The sequence below is a fragment of the Microbacterium sp. A93 genome, from assembly GCF_051842835.1.
This window is the reverse complement of sequence record NZ_JBPXMT010000019.1, coordinates 22469-37353: the sequence shown is the minus strand read 5'-3', so window position 1 is coordinate 37353 and position 14885 is coordinate 22469. Positions and strand designations below refer to the sequence as shown.

Annotated in this window: 20 protein-coding genes; 7 read left to right on the top strand and 13 right to left on the bottom strand. The window is 61.4% G+C overall.

Translation table 11 applies throughout. The features are described 5' to 3' along the window. Positions 1–13: 13 nt before the first annotated feature. The 3 genes from ACSU1G_RS33260 to ACSU1G_RS33250 all read right to left on the bottom strand — a co-directional run bounded on the left by ACSU1G_RS33260 (position 14) and on the right by ACSU1G_RS33250 (position 2949). Positions 14–1678 (bottom strand): ABC-F family ATP-binding cassette domain-containing protein, encoded by a 1665-nt coding sequence (locus ACSU1G_RS33260; RefSeq protein ID WP_439285733.1) that lies wholly within the window; start codon positions 1676–1678, stop codon positions 14–16. A gap of 28 nt (positions 1679–1706) precedes the next feature. Further along, complete coding sequence (locus tag ACSU1G_RS33255; protein ID WP_439285731.1) at positions 1707–2264, bottom strand: HEAT repeat domain-containing protein; 558 nt, start codon at positions 2262–2264, stop codon at positions 1707–1709. Positions 2265–2370: 106 nt separating this feature from the next. Then, positions 2371–2949, bottom strand: coding sequence for an alpha/beta fold hydrolase (locus ACSU1G_RS33250; RefSeq protein WP_439285729.1), 579 nt, complete (start codon positions 2947–2949; stop codon positions 2371–2373). A 122-nt stretch (positions 2950–3071) separates the two neighbouring features. On the opposite strand from ACSU1G_RS33250, the gene ACSU1G_RS33245 reads away from it, so the two are divergent. The 3 genes from ACSU1G_RS33245 (at position 3072) to ACSU1G_RS33235 (ending at position 5902) form a co-directional block, all read left to right on the top strand. Next, the gene (locus ACSU1G_RS33245; RefSeq protein ID WP_439285727.1) at positions 3072–4142 is read left to right on the top strand and encodes an alpha/beta fold hydrolase; all 1071 of its coding nucleotides are present in this window, start codon (positions 3072–3074) and stop codon (positions 4140–4142) included. 180 nt (positions 4143–4322) lie between these two features. Further along, positions 4323–4550, top strand: coding sequence for a tautomerase family protein (locus ACSU1G_RS33240; protein WP_439285725.1), 228 nt, complete (start codon positions 4323–4325; stop codon positions 4548–4550). Between the two features lie 155 nt (positions 4551–4705). Then, entirely contained in the window at positions 4706–5902 is a 1197-nt protein-coding gene (locus tag ACSU1G_RS33235) for a N(5)-(carboxyethyl)ornithine synthase (protein WP_439285723.1), read from the top strand. A gap of 316 nt (positions 5903–6218) precedes the next feature. Here the strand turns inward: ACSU1G_RS33235 and ACSU1G_RS33230 are convergent, their stop codons facing one another. Beyond that, entirely contained in the window at positions 6219–6638 is a 420-nt protein-coding gene (locus tag ACSU1G_RS33230) for a type II toxin-antitoxin system VapC family toxin (RefSeq protein WP_439285721.1), read from the bottom strand. Continuing rightward, a complete protein-coding gene (locus ACSU1G_RS33225; RefSeq protein WP_439285720.1) occupies positions 6635–6868 on the bottom strand; it encodes a FitA-like ribbon-helix-helix domain-containing protein in 234 nt (77 codons plus the stop codon). The genes ACSU1G_RS33230 and ACSU1G_RS33225 overlap by 4 nt, the downstream gene beginning before the upstream one ends. A gap of 69 nt (positions 6869–6937) precedes the next feature. Here ACSU1G_RS33225 and ACSU1G_RS33220 point away from each other — a divergent pair, with 69 nt between their 5' ends. Next, the gene (locus ACSU1G_RS33220) at positions 6938–7939 is read left to right on the top strand and encodes a zinc-binding dehydrogenase (RefSeq protein WP_439285718.1); all 1002 of its coding nucleotides are present in this window, start codon (positions 6938–6940) and stop codon (positions 7937–7939) included. A gap of 268 nt (positions 7940–8207) precedes the next feature. On the opposite strand, the gene ACSU1G_RS33215 is transcribed toward ACSU1G_RS33220, so the two are convergent. Next, positions 8208–8756, bottom strand: coding sequence for a hypothetical protein (locus ACSU1G_RS33215; RefSeq protein WP_439285716.1), 549 nt, complete (start codon positions 8754–8756; stop codon positions 8208–8210). Between the two features lie 279 nt (positions 8757–9035). Here ACSU1G_RS33215 and ACSU1G_RS33210 point away from each other — a divergent pair, with 279 nt between their 5' ends. Together ACSU1G_RS33210 and ACSU1G_RS33205 are read left to right on the top strand one after the other, a co-directional pair. Further along, on the top strand, positions 9036–9467 hold the full coding sequence (locus ACSU1G_RS33210; protein WP_439285714.1) for a hypothetical protein: 432 nt from the start codon (positions 9036–9038) through the stop codon (positions 9465–9467). Between the two features lies 1 nt (position 9468). Beyond that, positions 9469–9756, top strand: coding sequence for a transcriptional regulator (locus ACSU1G_RS33205; protein WP_439285713.1), 288 nt, complete (start codon positions 9469–9471; stop codon positions 9754–9756). A gap of 134 nt (positions 9757–9890) precedes the next feature. Here ACSU1G_RS33205 and ACSU1G_RS33200 read toward each other — a convergent pair whose 3' ends face one another. The 7 genes from ACSU1G_RS33200 to ACSU1G_RS33170 form a co-directional block, all read right to left on the bottom strand. Beyond that, positions 9891–10385, bottom strand: coding sequence for an HIT family protein (locus ACSU1G_RS33200; RefSeq protein ID WP_439285711.1), 495 nt, complete (start codon positions 10383–10385; stop codon positions 9891–9893). Then, on the bottom strand, positions 10382–10702 hold the full coding sequence (locus ACSU1G_RS33195) for a HigA family addiction module antitoxin (RefSeq protein ID WP_439285709.1): 321 nt from the start codon (positions 10700–10702) through the stop codon (positions 10382–10384). Before ACSU1G_RS33195 ends, ACSU1G_RS33200 begins: the two co-directional genes overlap by 4 nt. After that, complete coding sequence (locus tag ACSU1G_RS33190; protein WP_439285707.1) at positions 10677–10958, bottom strand: type II toxin-antitoxin system RelE/ParE family toxin; 282 nt, start codon at positions 10956–10958, stop codon at positions 10677–10679. The genes ACSU1G_RS33195 and ACSU1G_RS33190 overlap by 26 nt, the downstream gene beginning before the upstream one ends. A gap of 91 nt (positions 10959–11049) precedes the next feature. Beyond that, complete coding sequence (locus ACSU1G_RS33185) at positions 11050–11457, bottom strand: RidA family protein (RefSeq protein ID WP_439285705.1); 408 nt, start codon at positions 11455–11457, stop codon at positions 11050–11052. Positions 11458–11575: 118 nt separating this feature from the next. After that, a complete protein-coding gene (locus ACSU1G_RS33180) occupies positions 11576–12415 on the bottom strand; it encodes an ornithine carbamoyltransferase (protein WP_439285703.1) in 840 nt (279 codons plus the stop codon). Then, the gene (locus ACSU1G_RS33175; RefSeq protein ID WP_439285701.1) at positions 12412–12732 is read right to left on the bottom strand and encodes a HigA family addiction module antitoxin; all 321 of its coding nucleotides are present in this window, start codon (positions 12730–12732) and stop codon (positions 12412–12414) included. The genes ACSU1G_RS33180 and ACSU1G_RS33175 overlap by 4 nt, the downstream gene beginning before the upstream one ends. Further along, the gene (locus tag ACSU1G_RS33170) at positions 12707–12988 is read right to left on the bottom strand and encodes a type II toxin-antitoxin system RelE/ParE family toxin (RefSeq protein WP_439285699.1); all 282 of its coding nucleotides are present in this window, start codon (positions 12986–12988) and stop codon (positions 12707–12709) included. The genes ACSU1G_RS33175 and ACSU1G_RS33170 overlap by 26 nt, the downstream gene beginning before the upstream one ends. An 811-nt stretch (positions 12989–13799) precedes the next feature. On the opposite strand from ACSU1G_RS33170, the gene ACSU1G_RS33165 reads away from it, so the two are divergent. Then, entirely contained in the window at positions 13800–14633 is an 834-nt protein-coding gene (locus tag ACSU1G_RS33165) for a hypothetical protein (protein WP_439285697.1), read from the top strand. Positions 14634–14885 lie beyond the last annotated feature (252 nt).

Sequence of the window (14885 nt, the reverse complement as noted above, 5' to 3'; positions counted from 1 at the left end):
CGAAGTTGCTCTCTCAAAGCTCTGTGACCTGCCCCGCCTCGACTCGCCAGTGCCGATCGGTCTGGACTGTGGCGAGCATCCGCCGGTCATGGGTGACGAGAAGCAGTGTGCCTTCGTATGATTCCAGTGCCTCCTCCAGCTGTTCGATGGCAGGAAGGTCAAGGTGGTTCGTTGGCTCGTCGAGCACCAGAAGGTTGACACCGCGCGCCTGCAGCAGGGCGAGACCCGCGCGAGTGCGCTCTCCCGGCGACAGCTCGTCGACGGGTCGATTCACGTGGTCAGCCTTGAGCGCGAACTTGGCGAGGAGCGTGCGCACCTCACCAGAGGCCATGTCTGGAACGAGCTCCTCGAAGGCGTCCGCGAGGGGCCTGGATCCGGCGAGCAGAGAGCGGGCCTGATCGATCTCGCCGACCTGAACGCTGGCGCCGAGGCTCGCCGTTCCTTCATCGGGTGTCTGTCGGCCGAGCAGAGCGCGCAGCAACGTCGATTTTCCGGCGCCGTTGGGCCCGGTGATTCCGATGCGCTCCCCCGCGTTCACCTGCAGCGACACCGGGCCGAGGGTGAAGTCTCCCTGCCGGAAGACTGCGGAACTCAGCGTTGAGACCACCGAACTGGAACGCGGTGCCGCGCCAATGGTGAACTCGAGCTGCCATTCCTTGCGAGGTTCGTCCACTTCGTCGAGTCGTGCGATTCGACTCTCCATCTGGCGGACCTTCTGCGCCTGCTTCTCGCTGGACTCTGTCGCGGCCTTGCGCCGGTTCTTGTCGTTATCCGGCGCCTTCTTCATCGCATTGCGCACACCCTGGCTCGACCACTCACGCTGAGTTCTGGCGCGCGAGACGAGGTCGGCCTTCTTGCCGGCGAACTCGTCATACTTCTCTCGTGCGTGACGGCGGTTCGTCGCCCGTTCCTCCAAATAGGAGTCGTAGCCACCGCCGAACACCTGGTTCGATCCCTGCGCCAGATCCAGTTCCAGCACTCGTGTCACGCAGCGCGCGAGAAACTCACGGTCGTGGCTGACCAGCACCACGCCGCCACGGAGCCCGCGAACGAAGGTCTCCAGCCGCTCGAGTCCGTCGAGGTCGAGGTCGTTGGTCGGTTCGTCCAGCAGCACGATGTCGAATCGCGAGAGCAGCAGCGCGGCCAGTCCGACCCGCGCCGCCTGTCCACCGGACAGTGAGGTCATCAGAATCTGCTCCGACGCCCCCTCGTCGAGCGCGAAACCCAGGTCTGCGAGCACGGCGGGGATTCGCTCATCCAGATCCGCGGCGCCACTCGCCAGCCAGCGATCGAGTGCTGCTGAGTAGACGTCGGCGGGGTCTACCCCGTCGGCGACGAGTGATGGGTCCCCGAGGCCAGCGGCCGCGGCATCCATCTCGACGGTCGCATCCGCACATCCCGTGCGGCGAGCGATGTATTCGGCGACGGTCTCGCCTGCGACACGCTCATGTTCCTGCGGCAGCCAGCCGATAAATGCGTCGGCCGGTGCCAACGCGATCGTGCCGGCCTGCGGCTGGTCGACGCCGGCGAGTAGTCTGAGCAGCGTCGATTTCCCGGCCCCGTTCGCGCCGACGACTCCGACGACGTCACCGGGTGCGACGGTCAGGTCAAGCGAATCGAAGAGGGTGCGGTGGCCGTACCCGCCGGCCAGGCCTTGGGCCACGAGTGTTGCGGTCATGCTTCAATCCTGCCATCCGCAGATGGTGTCAGTTCTTCGGGAACCGCGCTCGCAGCACGTCGAGGCTCTGCTGGACTCCTCGGCGAACCTCGACCTCCGGGTCCTTGAGCAGCACGCGTATGCGGTCCAGATCATCCGCGGACCCCACCGCTCCCAATGCCCTGGCCGCGGCCACACGCACGCGCGGCACGTCATCACCGAGCAATTCCGCAAGTTCGGATGCTGCGGGGAGCTCGCGCGCTGCAACGACCCGCGCCCCCATTTCGCGCACACGCCACGCTGGGTTATCCAGGGTGCCGATCACAGTGGAGGCCGCCGACTCATCCCAGACGTAAAGCAACGCACGCAGGCCCCACAGCTCCGGCCAGTAGAGAACTGGCGCGCCGTCCAGGATGCCGCGGGCATGTTCGCCGCCGACGAAGAGCAGAAAGTCCCCGCCTTCGTTGTTACCGGCGAGTAGCGACAGCGAACGAGAAACTACGGCCGCTTCCCCATACCGCTCGACAGCCACCGCCAATCGACGCTCGGGCGGGAGATCGACGGGAACCGAGTTGGGTGAAGATTCTGCTGCTGAATTTCGGGGCACACCTCAACCATAGTTCTCGGTGCTGATGGTGCCGTGTGTGCGTGATCGCGTTGACGGCCGCTCACCGTCAGATTCCGCCGGCTCACCCACACGGTCTAGCCGAGGCTCAGTCCCAGTCGAGGTATTCCTCGATGATGACCGCGGTCTCGATAGGGTGCGTCGCCGGGAACAGGTGATCTGCACCGTTGATCGTCTTGATGCTCGCACGCTCTGGCGCGGTCGCCTGCAGCTTCTCCGCGACGGCGGGCAGGTTGATCTCGTCCTTCGTCGCCTGGACGATGAGCACCGGAATCCCTGCGGCGAGCGCAATCTCTTCGTCTTCGACCCCGAGCAGCAGCAGTCCGTTCACGTGGTCAGTGTGCTCTGTGGCGAACACTCGCGCCGCGGTGCCACCGACTTCATGTCCGCCAATCCAGGCGTCGTCGAGCCCGAGGTGATCGATGACAGCGATGACGTCTTCCACCCGCTCGCGGATGGCCGCCGCGCGGTCGGAGGCAACATCGGCACGCGATCCAATCTGGATGACATGGAAGCCCGCCTCTTCTGCGAGGTAGTGCGACACGACTCCCAGAGCATCCTCGTTGCGACCCGATCCGGTAATCAGAACCAATGAGACGGGGCCGTCGCCCTCGACGATGTAAGGCACGGCGCGGCCTTCCGATTCGAAGATACTCTTCTGCGTCACTGTCGCCAGTCCTCCTGTGTCGTCGACGTGTTCCCCTTTCGCTCGATGAGCGAAAGGGAACGCCACAACGTTACCGCGCCGGATGCTGCGACACCGAAAATACCGCGGCCTATACTCGGGTCATGAGGAACGAGATATCGTTCACAACCTCCGCAGACGGCACGAGAATTGCGTGGTCCCGTCACGGCGAAGGCCCACCGCTTGTGCGAGCGGGCACGTGGCTCACGCACCTCGAATATGACTGGTCCAGCCCGGTATGGAGTCACTGGCTGGAGACTCTTGGCCAGCGCTTCAGCTACATCCGCTACGACGCTCGCGGTAACGGGCTGTCCGACCGCAATCCGGTCGATTACAGTCTGGCTGCGATGCTGGCGGACCTTGAGGCCGTCGTGGACGCGGCGCGGCTTGCCAACTTCTCCCTGTTCGGCATGTCACAGGGCGGCGCTGTGGCCGTGGAGTACGCGCGGCGCCACCCGGAACGGGTCACTCATCTCATCCTGTTGGGGGCATACGGTCGAGGCATATTGGCGAGAAACCCCGGCGCGGAGGTGCGTGAGGAGATGAAACTCGAGCGGCAGATGATCAAGGTGGGTTGGGGACGCGCTGACCCGATTTATCGCCGCGTCTTCACTTCTTCATTCATTCCCGGCGCGAGCGAGACGCAGATGCGATGGTTCGACGACCTTCAACGTCGGTCGATGACACCGGAGGCTGCCCTGGCCAGCAGTATCGCCAGAGCACATGTTGACGTGACGGCATCCGCCTCCGCCGTTACCGCCCCCACGCTCGTGTTGCACGCCGACGGGGATCGAGTTGTCCCCTTCGAGGAAGGACGGCGGATGGCGGGCCTCATCCCGGGCGCCAGGCTCGTCTGCTTGCAGGGAAAGAACCACATTCTGCTGTCCGATGAGCCAGCCTGGGGTGAGTTCGTCGACGAGGTGACGGCCTTCGCCGGCGCAGCGTCGGCGAAACCTCCGAGCGCGGGCTTGACGAGCCGTGAACTCGAGGTAGTGCGCCTTGTTGCCCAGGGATTGAGCAACGACGAGTGCAGCAACCAACTGTCGATGAGCACGCGAACCGTCGAACGCCACCTCTCCAACGTCTATGCGAAGCTCTCGCTCACTGGCAAGTCAGCGAGAGCCGCAGTGGCGGCACGACTGACCGAACTGGAACGCGGCGCGCTGGACGAGTGAGTCTTCTTAGTGTCAGGCCGCGCCGCGAATAGCCGTAGCCCGGCTGCGCTGGGTGGTGCCCGACATCCGCGCCCAAAATACGCGACAAACGTGGCGGGTATCACCGATGCGCGGGCCGAGGCATCGACCTAGCGTGAAATCAGTTGCACAAACCGCAGATCGACACACTAGGAGGACGACATGCCATTCATCAACGTAAAGATCATCGAGGGCGTATTCACGTCAGAGCAGAAGCACGAGATCATCAAGAACCTCACCGACACCATGGTGCAGATCGAGGGCGAGAACATGCGCTCCGTCACCTCGTGCGTAATCGAGGAGGTGCGCAGCGGTGACTGGGGAATCGCTGGGCAGCCTCTGACCACCGAGGATGTGATGACCCTCGCCCGCGGTGCGGTCGTCGGTTGACCACCGGTTGGTCGAGAGGAGCGCCGTCCGCCTGCGAACGGCGCTCTTTTGCGTGCACAGCACCAGTCACGAAGCCGCTCCGGCGGTGAACTGCCGGAGAGCCACGTACAGTCAAAGCAGGAGCTGATTTTGGTTCCCCAATGATGGGAGTCCGGATGTCCGGCGCCACTCAACCTTCCCTTAATACCCCCACCGCCTCGTCGAGCAACGACCTGCTCACCCTCGGATTGCTCGCAGGATCGTCGATGGAGAACGAACGGCGACTGCCGATACATCCCCACCACTTGGACCGGATCGACCCGGATGTGCGCACGCGGATGATTGTCGAGCGTGGCTATGGCTCCGACTTCCAACTGGAACCCGGTTACGTAGAGGCGCGCGTGGGCAGGGTCGCGGAACGATCCGAGGTGCTCGAATCCGCTGACGTCCTCCTTTTACCCAAGCCCCAAGCTGCGGACCTGGCAGCGATCCCGGAGGGCCGCGTTCTGTGGGGCTGGCCGCACTGCGTGCAGGATGCTGAGATGGCGCAGGCTGCGATCGACAGCCGGCTCACGCTGATCGCCTTCGAGGCAATGAACCACTGGACGCCCGGTGGGGAGCTCAGTTTGCACGTGTTCCACAAGAACAATGAGCTGGCCGGCTACAGCTCCGTGCAGCACGCATTGAGCCTGATCGGCTCGACTGGTGATTACGGGCCTCGACTCAGCGCGGTTGTCATCGGCTTCGGCGCCACGGCGCGAGGTGCCGTGACCGCGCTGAACGCACAGGGGATCCACGACATCCAGGTCCTCACACAGCGCGGTGTCGCCGCGGTCGGCTCCCCGATTCACAACGCACACATCGCCCAGCTCAACACCGACGGGGGCGCCACCCATCTCAGCGAGGTCCTCACCGAGGACGGCGACGTCCTGCTCCCGGATTTCCTCGCATCGCACGACATCGTCGTCAACTGCACTTTCCAGGACGTCGCTGCGCCGTTGACCTACCTGAGGACAGTGGACCTGGAGCATTTCGCGGCCGGAAGCCTGATCATCGATGTTTCGTGCGACCTGGGCATGGGCTTCGAATGGGCACGGCCCACCACATTCGACGAGCCGATGTTCACAGTCGGTCAAGGTGTGAACTACTACGCCGTCGACCACAGCCCGTCGTACCTGTGGAACTCATCCACATGGGAGATCAGCGAGGCGGTCCTGCCGTTCCTGCGAACGGTCATGGAAGGTCCGGCCGCATGGGCGAAGGATGTGACCCTCGCCCGCGCGATCGAGATTCAGAACGGCGTGATCAAAAATCCGAGCATCCTGAGTTTTCAGAATCGTGAATCGGCGTATCCGCACAGGCTGAATCGCTGAGAGCCTGAATCGACGCCACGAACAAATCGTGTCATGCCGGGGCCGATGTGAGCCAGACACTCTTCACTCGTGGACCTGGAACACGACTGCACGATCCGCGAACTAAGGCGCCTTCCACGCGCCCTGCGCGACGAGAAGTGAAGACCAAGGCACCACGGATGGACGCGTTGGTCATGCCTCCCGACGTCAATAGCATCCGCACATTCGACTCCGATCGTGTGCATCCATCTTGCGGTACGGACGGCCGTACGGGTAGCCGCTCCTCGGAGTGGACGACCCCTTCAATCCCGCAAGAAGGCGCACCCTGAGCCGAGTTTCAGTCGCCCCACGGGTCGAGCAGGTCGACCCCGGTGTGCGCGAAATCCTTCAGATTTCGGGTCGCGCACGTCGCTTCGTGCGCCAGACAGATCGCGGCGATTTGGGCGTCGGCCGTACTGATCGGACGCCCTACTGCCTCCCGCGCAAGAAGGACATCCGCGTAGTGGGCTGCTGCTGTGGCGTCAAAGGCCAGAATCGAGCGGCCACCACGAAAAGGCTCGATTGCAACTTCGATGCGGGTGGACAGCTCGGCCTTACGCCGGCCTTCCGGAAGTCTGCTCACTCCAGCCAGCAGCTCCGCGAGCGTCACCGCAGTGATCGCGACGTCACCCGTGAGGGCTCCAAGCCATGCGACCACGCGATGATTCGGGGTTGACCGGAATATCTCCGAGATGACATTCGTATCGAGAATGATCACTCGAACTCCACCACGCGCGCGATGTCGATGCGCTCCGGAACCACGAGCTCGTCTACACCACCTACCTGCTGTGCGGCCTGCATGAGGGCCATCCCGATGTTCGGTCTGCGTGCGGCGCTGGTCAGAATGTCACGAGCTTCGGCCTCCATAGAACGGCCATGCTGTTTCGCCTGCGCGGCGAGCTGCTCCTTGACCCATTCATCGAGTCCGCGGACGATGATCGACGCCATGGGCGATCACCTCCCTGTGTGATATCAATCACGATATCACGAGTCCGCTCTCTCACACGGGCTACCGCCATGTCGGCTGTATACGATGAGATCACGATGCTTTCTCTTGCGCAGGAACGGGCCGGAGCTCCGCTTACGTTGGTCGATCTAGCGATCCCCCAACCGGGTCCTGGTCAAGTGCGGATCAAGGTTGAGGCGATCGGCCTGAATCCTGTAGATGCAGACCTTGTAGCGTCGGGAAACTCGGAGTGGTCCTGGCCGCACGTGCCGATCTTGGATGCCGCAGGCGTCGTCGACGCGATTGGTGATGACGTCACAGAATGGCGCGCTGGTGATCGAGTTGCGGCTCACGGCGACCTCCGCGCCACCGGCGCGGCGGCTCAGTTCGCCATCTTTGGCGGGGAAGTTCTGGCGCGAATCCCGGACGGCGTCTCTTTTATTGAGGCAGCGGCCGCTCCCTGCGCCGGCATGACTGCCTATCAGGCCGTACATCGCAGGCTCGATGTCCGTTCGGGGCAGAGCATCCTCATTACTGGAGCCACCGGTGGAGTTGGCGGATTCGCCGTGCAGCTTGCCAGCCAGGCCGGTGCGCACGTTATTGCACTTGCCTCGCATGGACATGAGGACGTCATGCGCCTCGGAGCCTCCGAGGTCATCGATTACCGCGCCGCCGACGCAACTGAACAGGTTCTTGCTGCCAATGATGGCCGTGGTCTCGACGCAATCGTGGACGCCGTCAGCTCAGCGAGCGCTACGCGCCACCTCGCCATGCTGAGGTATGCAGGCGGCATCGCCTGCATCGCGGGTTTGCCGGATTTGCACGCGATTGCGTCCTTCGGCATCTCGCCATCGGTTCACGAAATTGCCCTTGGTGCCGCTTACAGCCACGGCGAAGACCGCCATCGCCGCGACCTCAGCGTCATGCTCACTGACCTGCTTGGCCGAGTGGCCGACGGTCGTCTTGTGGTGCCAATAGCACAGGTCATCGGGCTCGATGGAATTGATGCAGCGCTTACCGGAATGCGTGAGCGCCATACGCGCGGCAAGATCGTGGCTGTCGTTAAGCGCTGAACAACAGGTCCTTCGCGAATATCTCGGCGCACCCCTAGACCGCACGCGTCGGAGTCAATGGTCATGCAGCGTCCGGCGCTCGATCCGCACCACGTAGTTCGGCTGCTCAGCCGCGAGACTTTCAAGAACACCCCCTGTTCACGCTGAACCACATCGCCAGACAACACTGAACGGTCCCGCCTGACCATGGATCTAGATCCGGGGCGCGAACGTCACGCGCTCTCAAGCTTGATCAAGTGCTTCATCGCGTTACTCCCGCAGGACCGCGCTAAGGTGCCATCTGTGCACCCTGCGCGACGAGAAGTGAAGACCATCGCTGCATAAGCGTGAAGCTTGCCGCTCCTCCTCTAGCGATCGCGCGAATTGTGGAGCCGTTCGCCGCAAAGTTCAGCCGGTTCTGCCCCACGCTCGTGTCGACTTTGGCATACAGTGCTGGCTCGCTCGAGTTGACCGGCCAGGCCTGCGGCGTCCCTGACATAGCGACGAGCGTTGCCAATTGTTCGCAGCTGAGACCACGTGAGGCGACGCCTGCAGACCCTACAAGCGCGTAGTGGCGACCCTGCACAGTGAGTTTGAGGGTCTTGAAGATCGTGAGTTTGACCTGCACTTCAGAGATAGGAACGTCAAAGAGCACCTCAGAATGAGTCTCCAAGCGTAGATAGCCGCTGCGGCAGAAGAGGATAGCTGGGGGGCATCCTGGGCCGAACCAGCTTTTGCGCCAGTAGAGCGCTCCGAAAAATGCCAATGCCTTCGTCGACGCCGCATCGATTTGCGGCTCGGGCTCGTTCATACCTGTTGCTGGCGGAAGATTACCCATACTAACGAGACTACGGCTGTCCCCTCCTCCACGACCGCAGAAGCGCAATTGCGGAGATGCATTGCCTCGTGGTTCGCGAAAGCTGCACGCACGCAAGAGATCACGCGTAGCAACGACTCAGGGATCGCTAGACGTTAAACCGGAACTCAACCACGTCGCCACGGTTAACAACCTCTACAGCCGACATTCCAGCCCGCTGGCAAGACCGCGAAACGACGGGCGTGCGGGTCACCTCGAGCGCTACTTTCATTTTCTGCAACTAGTTGCTAGCTTGGCACCATGAAGGACACAGAACCGAGCGAGCGCCAGAACGTCACCGCAGTCGAAGCACAGCGACTGCTTGACTCGATGCCGCCTCGACCGCAGCGAGTCTTTACTGCCGGTGATCATCTGAGCGCGATTGCCACGATCGTGCTCTCTTTCACGTCCGGACTTCTCGCGCTGAGCGGATTTCCCTGGTGGGCCATCCCACTCACCTTGGGTGCAATCGTCCTGTCAAACGTCTGGATCTCCAAGCGACTGAGGCAGCCGAACGAGCCCCGACTCAAGGGGACCATCATCTCCGCAGCTTTTGCCGTTTGGCTCCTGATCCCCACCTGGCGGGGCCTTGTGCATGGCGAGACGATTCCGTTCCCTGAAGCGTTCATCTTCGCGGGCTTGGCACCTGCGGCATGGCTGGTGTTCTATGTCGTGCTTCTGATCCGCCGCTGAGATGTCATATGCAGAGATCGATGCGCACTTGGTCGCGCCCAAGCGATTCGTCACACTGTCGCATCTGAGTCAGGTAGAGCAAGCGGATTACTCCGCACTGCAAGAGACGACTGGCCTATCGAAGCCCGATCTATCGAAGATCCTTCGCGACTTGGAGGAGCGAGGCCTGGTGGAAGTCTCTAAGGAACGCAAGAACCGTTACGGAACGACACTGATCCGATTGACACCAGAGGGCAGAGGAACGTTCCGTGAGCTGGTGACCACACTCAATCGCATTGCCGGAGGCTGAGCATTGCGGGCTCCCCACGCCCTTGAGGAGCGAAGCACACTGAATGCTCGCGCAACGAGTGACCCATGCAAAACGCAAGCGCCGTACCCCGCATTGGGATCCGGCGCTCGCGCAGACGTTAAAGCGGAACTCGACTAGACGTTGAACCTGAACTCGACCGAGTTCCGGTACAGAGCAACCTCAGCCGCGAGCTGCGCACGCAAGTCATCATGAGATTCGTTCATCGCATGACCTGGATCCGACCAATGATCCGCCGGATAGAGCCAGACTGGTTTTGTGACAAGCGCGCCCGGCTCCCAGTCGTAGCGGGGCCAGATATGCGCATGGAGAAATGCGTCCGTGTTCCCAAGAATCTCCACGTTGACCCGGCGGAAGGCCTCGTCCCGACGGCTGCACACGCGTTCGACCGCTGTCGCAAGAAGATCGACGTCTGCCAGGTATCGGATTCGATCTGGCCTCGGCAGGTCGCTGAGACGGTCCACGCCCGGGATTTTCGTGAGCGCCAGCGAGTAGCCCGGAAGCCATTGCACATCGCCGAATACCGCGAATGAGGCGCTCAGCTCCGCGAGAACGGTCGGGTTTGTGCCAGCAAGGGCCGCACCGACACGATCCTTGCGCCAGTCACTCATGCGACCTTCAGCGGCGTGATCGCGTCGACCTTGTCCCGCAGTGCACGACGCTCGAGACGCAGCTCGTAGTTCGACTGCAGGTTCATCCAGAGCTCTTCGGACGTACCGAAGTATCGTGCGAGACGGATCGCCGTGTCCGCCGTGATCCCCCGCTTGCCGTGCACGATCTCGTTGATCCGGCGCGGCGGCACACCGATCGACACGGCCAGCTTGTCCTGCGTGATTCCGAAGCCCTCGATGAAGTCCTCCATCAGGATCTCCCCCGGATGGATCGGCTCGATCAGGTCGGTCTCAGTGATAGTCGATGAGTTCAACATTCTCCGCTCCTCCTTCTCTCCAGACGAAGCAGATACGCCATTGGGCACTCACTCGGATGCTGTGCTGGCCTCGACGATCTCCAACCAACCGCTCCAAGCGATTGCCCGGAGGAATCCGAAGATCTTCGACGTCCTTGGCCGCATGGACCAGTTCGAGCTTCCTCAAGGTCGCCCGCTGCACCGTGCGGTCAACGCGCTTGACGTACTGCTCATGCCAGATGCCCTCGGTGTCCTTGCTACCGAACGATCTGATCACGAGACCAGTGTATAACGGAGGCCGTCAATAACGCTAGACGTTAAATCGGAATTCAACCACGTCGCCGCGGATACCAACGTTTGCAGCGCGGTCAGTCGAGGACCGCGGCGACCGCCTCAATCTCTACAAGTTGGTCGTCGTACCCAAGGACCGTCACACCCATGAGCGTGCTCGGAACGTCGTGCGCACCGAACGCATCGCGCACTACCTCCCATGCAGCGACAAGATCAGCCTGCACTGACGATGCCACGAGCACGCGAGTGCTGATCACATCGGTAAGCGTCGCACCAGCGGCAGCCAATGCGTCCTTCATGGTTCTCACACAAGCAGCCGCCTGGCCCGCGTAATCGCCGACTGCGATGGTTCCCCCAGCCTCATCCAAAGGATACGACCCTGCCAGGAATACCAACCGAGCACCCTTCGGGGCGGTTGCTGCATACGCGTACTCAGCAACATCGGAGAGCTTCTCGGACCGGATCAACTGCACAGAGCTCGCCATACCAGCCACTCTAACGTCGGCACGGTCCCCGATTACATGCCGCCTGACGACCTCAACGACGCCCAGAGGTTCAGTTCGAAAACCGGAACTCCACCACGTCGCCGCAGATACCAATCTGTCAAGGCAAGAGCGACCGCGCCATCACCGCCTGTTGCACGGGCTTCAGCAATCGCTTGAACTCGTATCCAACAAAGGAGCGATGTTCAATCGCATCCGCGCTAACCTCACGCCCCCGTACAAAAGGCGGACACGGGGCAAACCGAACACCGCGCGGTGCAAGATCTAGCAGTTCGCTCGTCACTAGATACGGGTCGAGGAGTTCGGCATGAGGCCCTGGGGCATCGGTGAGCACAAGGTCAGCGGTCGCGATTGCGTGGCGCAAATCTTCCTCCCACGGCATTCCAACGACACGCAACTCAGACGGACAGCTCTGGCGAATATCTAAGCCAAACGTCTGAGCTGCTTCCCACCATGCCCGCGCGATGTTTCCGTCCGCGCCGACGAACACGTAACGCAGCTGCGTAACATCGACATCGCGCGAAAGTGCATAAAGATCCGACAGCACTTCACAGGGATGATTCACGCTGGTCATTGCGTTGATGACGGGCAAAAACCCTGGCGCAGCCAACTGCTCCAACACTTCTATTTCCGGGTGCCGAACAACGATGAGATCGGCCCACTGAGCAAGATATCCGGCAACGTCAGCCAGATCTTCATCTTTATCTAATGTCTCCGGTGGCAAAGTAACCGGCTGGAGTCCGATCTCGGCCGCACCCCGCTCGAACGAAAAACGAGTGCGCAAGCTCGATGGCGGGAAGAACATGGCAACTGCGCCGTCGAAGCTCGGCCCAGTACCAGCGTCGTACCGATCCACGAGCTCAAAGAAAGCGCTGAGCTCCACAGTGTCCCACCCCTGCAGAGTAAGCAGGTGCTGCCCCGCTGCGTTCGTCGTACTCATGCGACCTTCAACGGTGTGATCGCCACACCTTTGTTCCGTAGCACCCGGCGCTCAATCCGCAACTCGTAGTTGGACTGCACGTTCATCCAGAACTCTTCTGATGTCCCGAAGTACCGTGCAAGGCGGATGGCGGTGTCGGCAGTGATGCCGCGTTTGCCATGCACGATCTCGTTGATTCGACGCGGGGGCACGCCGATCGACACGGCGAGCTTGTTCTGCGTGATCCCGAACCCCTCGATGAAATCCTCCATGAGGATCTCCCCCGGGTGGATCGGCTCGATCAGGTCGGTCTCAGTGATAATCGACGAGTTCGACATCTTCCGCTCCTCCTTCTCTCCAGACGAAGCAGATACGCCACTGGGCACTCACTCGGATGCTGTGCTGACCTCGACGGTCACCCACCAATCGTTCCAAACGGTTCCCCGGAGGGATCCGAAGATCTTCGACATCCTTAGCCGCGTGAACTAGCTCGAGCTTCCTCAGGGTTGCTCGTTGCACGGTCCGGTCGACACCTTTGACGTACTGCTCATGCCAGATGCGCTCGGTAGCTTTGCTGCCGAACGATCTGATCACACGACAAGTGTATAACGCGAAGCGTCAATAACGCTATACGTTAAACCTGAACTCCACCACATTACGGTACGGAATAACCCGTGGGAGCACGATCTCATTTCTTGCTTCCTGAGGTTGTGTTGCTCCGCCACGTGCAGGAGCGCACGCGGAAAGCAAACGGGCACCGAGCATCGGTCTACTTCGGGCGATCCTCCGAGAACAGTCCTTCCGGCAGCACGTCGGCGTGATGTTCACGTGGATATCGCTTGACGTCGAGGAGCGAAGCATCGTGCTGTAAGCCACGCTTGTAATAGAGCAGATGCGCCGTCTCACTCCGCGCCTCGGCGGCAACGGACGCGGACCGGCTTCGGGATAGAGAAGCTGGGATAGTACGACATGACTCAGACGCTGCGCGAGCGAGGTGCTCGTACCGGACGTCGCGCTGCGAATATAGAGAGGCAGGGCAGCCACCCGATTGCGACGTCCGCCGTAGAAGCAAGGACGCACAGCCCAGTTTGATAGATCGAGCGGGACTCGATTCCTTTATGCTGCGATGCATCCATCGACGCTGACACGTCGCAATGATCGAGTCCGACTGCGGGCCACGCTCCTCGAGGCGCTCAATCACTGCGATGCCCTGCTCGCGACAGCGCTCCTATGAGCGAGCCGGCCCGCACATCAGTTCGATGCCCACACTCCGCACGCGTTCTCCGTAGATCGTCTAAGGCCTACGGCAGACTAGGGGGAGCAGATATCTGTTGCGCAATCAGCGGTGACCGATCCGGGGTGGCATATTGGAGATCCTGTAGTCGTCACGCCCTGGAGGTCCACCGTGCAGCAGGTCAAGGCACTTTGGGTGTCCCCCATGAAACTCTGGAATGCGTTTCAGAACAGCTCGAAGGATTGGAAGAACAAGCTCAAGACAGCGGGCATCGTTCGCTTTACGCTCGCGCTGGCGATCTTCGTTGGACCGCTGTTTCTGGTCACCTGGGCTGAGTTTGTCGTTACAGTCACGTTCGGTCAAGCTGCGAGTGCGTTATTCGACGTGAGTTGGTTGACGACCGTCACGAGCACCATCGGAAACATCGCGACGGTCTTCGCCGTTCTAATTCTTCTGGGTTTCGTGGTCATAGCGTTCCAAGCCTGGGTGCCTGGCGGCATACTGCTCACCGTCGGGCTCGTCCTCAGCAACGTGTTCTGGGAAGACCCCAAGCGCATCTTCGTCAAGAGCCTCCACGTTCTGCTTCCGAGCCCACTAATCTCGGACTACCTTGACTTTGTCGATGACGCCTTCGGCTACCTCTCTGCCGCTGTCACTGGCCTCACGCTAATACTGACTGTCCCTGGACTCTTCGTGACCTTGAAGGCGACGAGAATCCGATTGAGGAAGGGCGAAGCTGCCTATCTTAACGGTCGTTTCGGCAAGTGGCTTCGCAAGGACAGCTACAATATCGGTGCAATACTGCTACGCAACATCGGTACCATACTGCTACGCGTCATCACCTTTGGCGCGCTCAGCAACAGATCAGATAGCGCGCTAGGAGAACTCCAATGGCAACAGGCCGGTCCCCACACCGAGGCTCAGAAGCCGCGTCAGTCAGCAGCAAAGAAGAAGATTGCACGAAAGCAAAGTAAACAGGCGCGGAGGAACAATCGCAAGCGCTGAGCTGCTCCACACGCAAGGAGCCGTCCTCTGGGCACCGCCGAGGGCGGCGGATGGTCTGCGGCCTCGCCACGAATCTGGGAATAGGTGGCGCGGGCTATGCCAGAGACGTTCGGTCAGCTTTCACAATAACCAGTGCCGCCATCAAGGCCATATCTGAACTCGCCCAGGCAATACCCGCTTGCGCTCCCGGCGGAGTTCAGTTCGTCTCTGAGAGGCGCGTACGTCCAATGGTCAGCTAGGCACACCCGAATA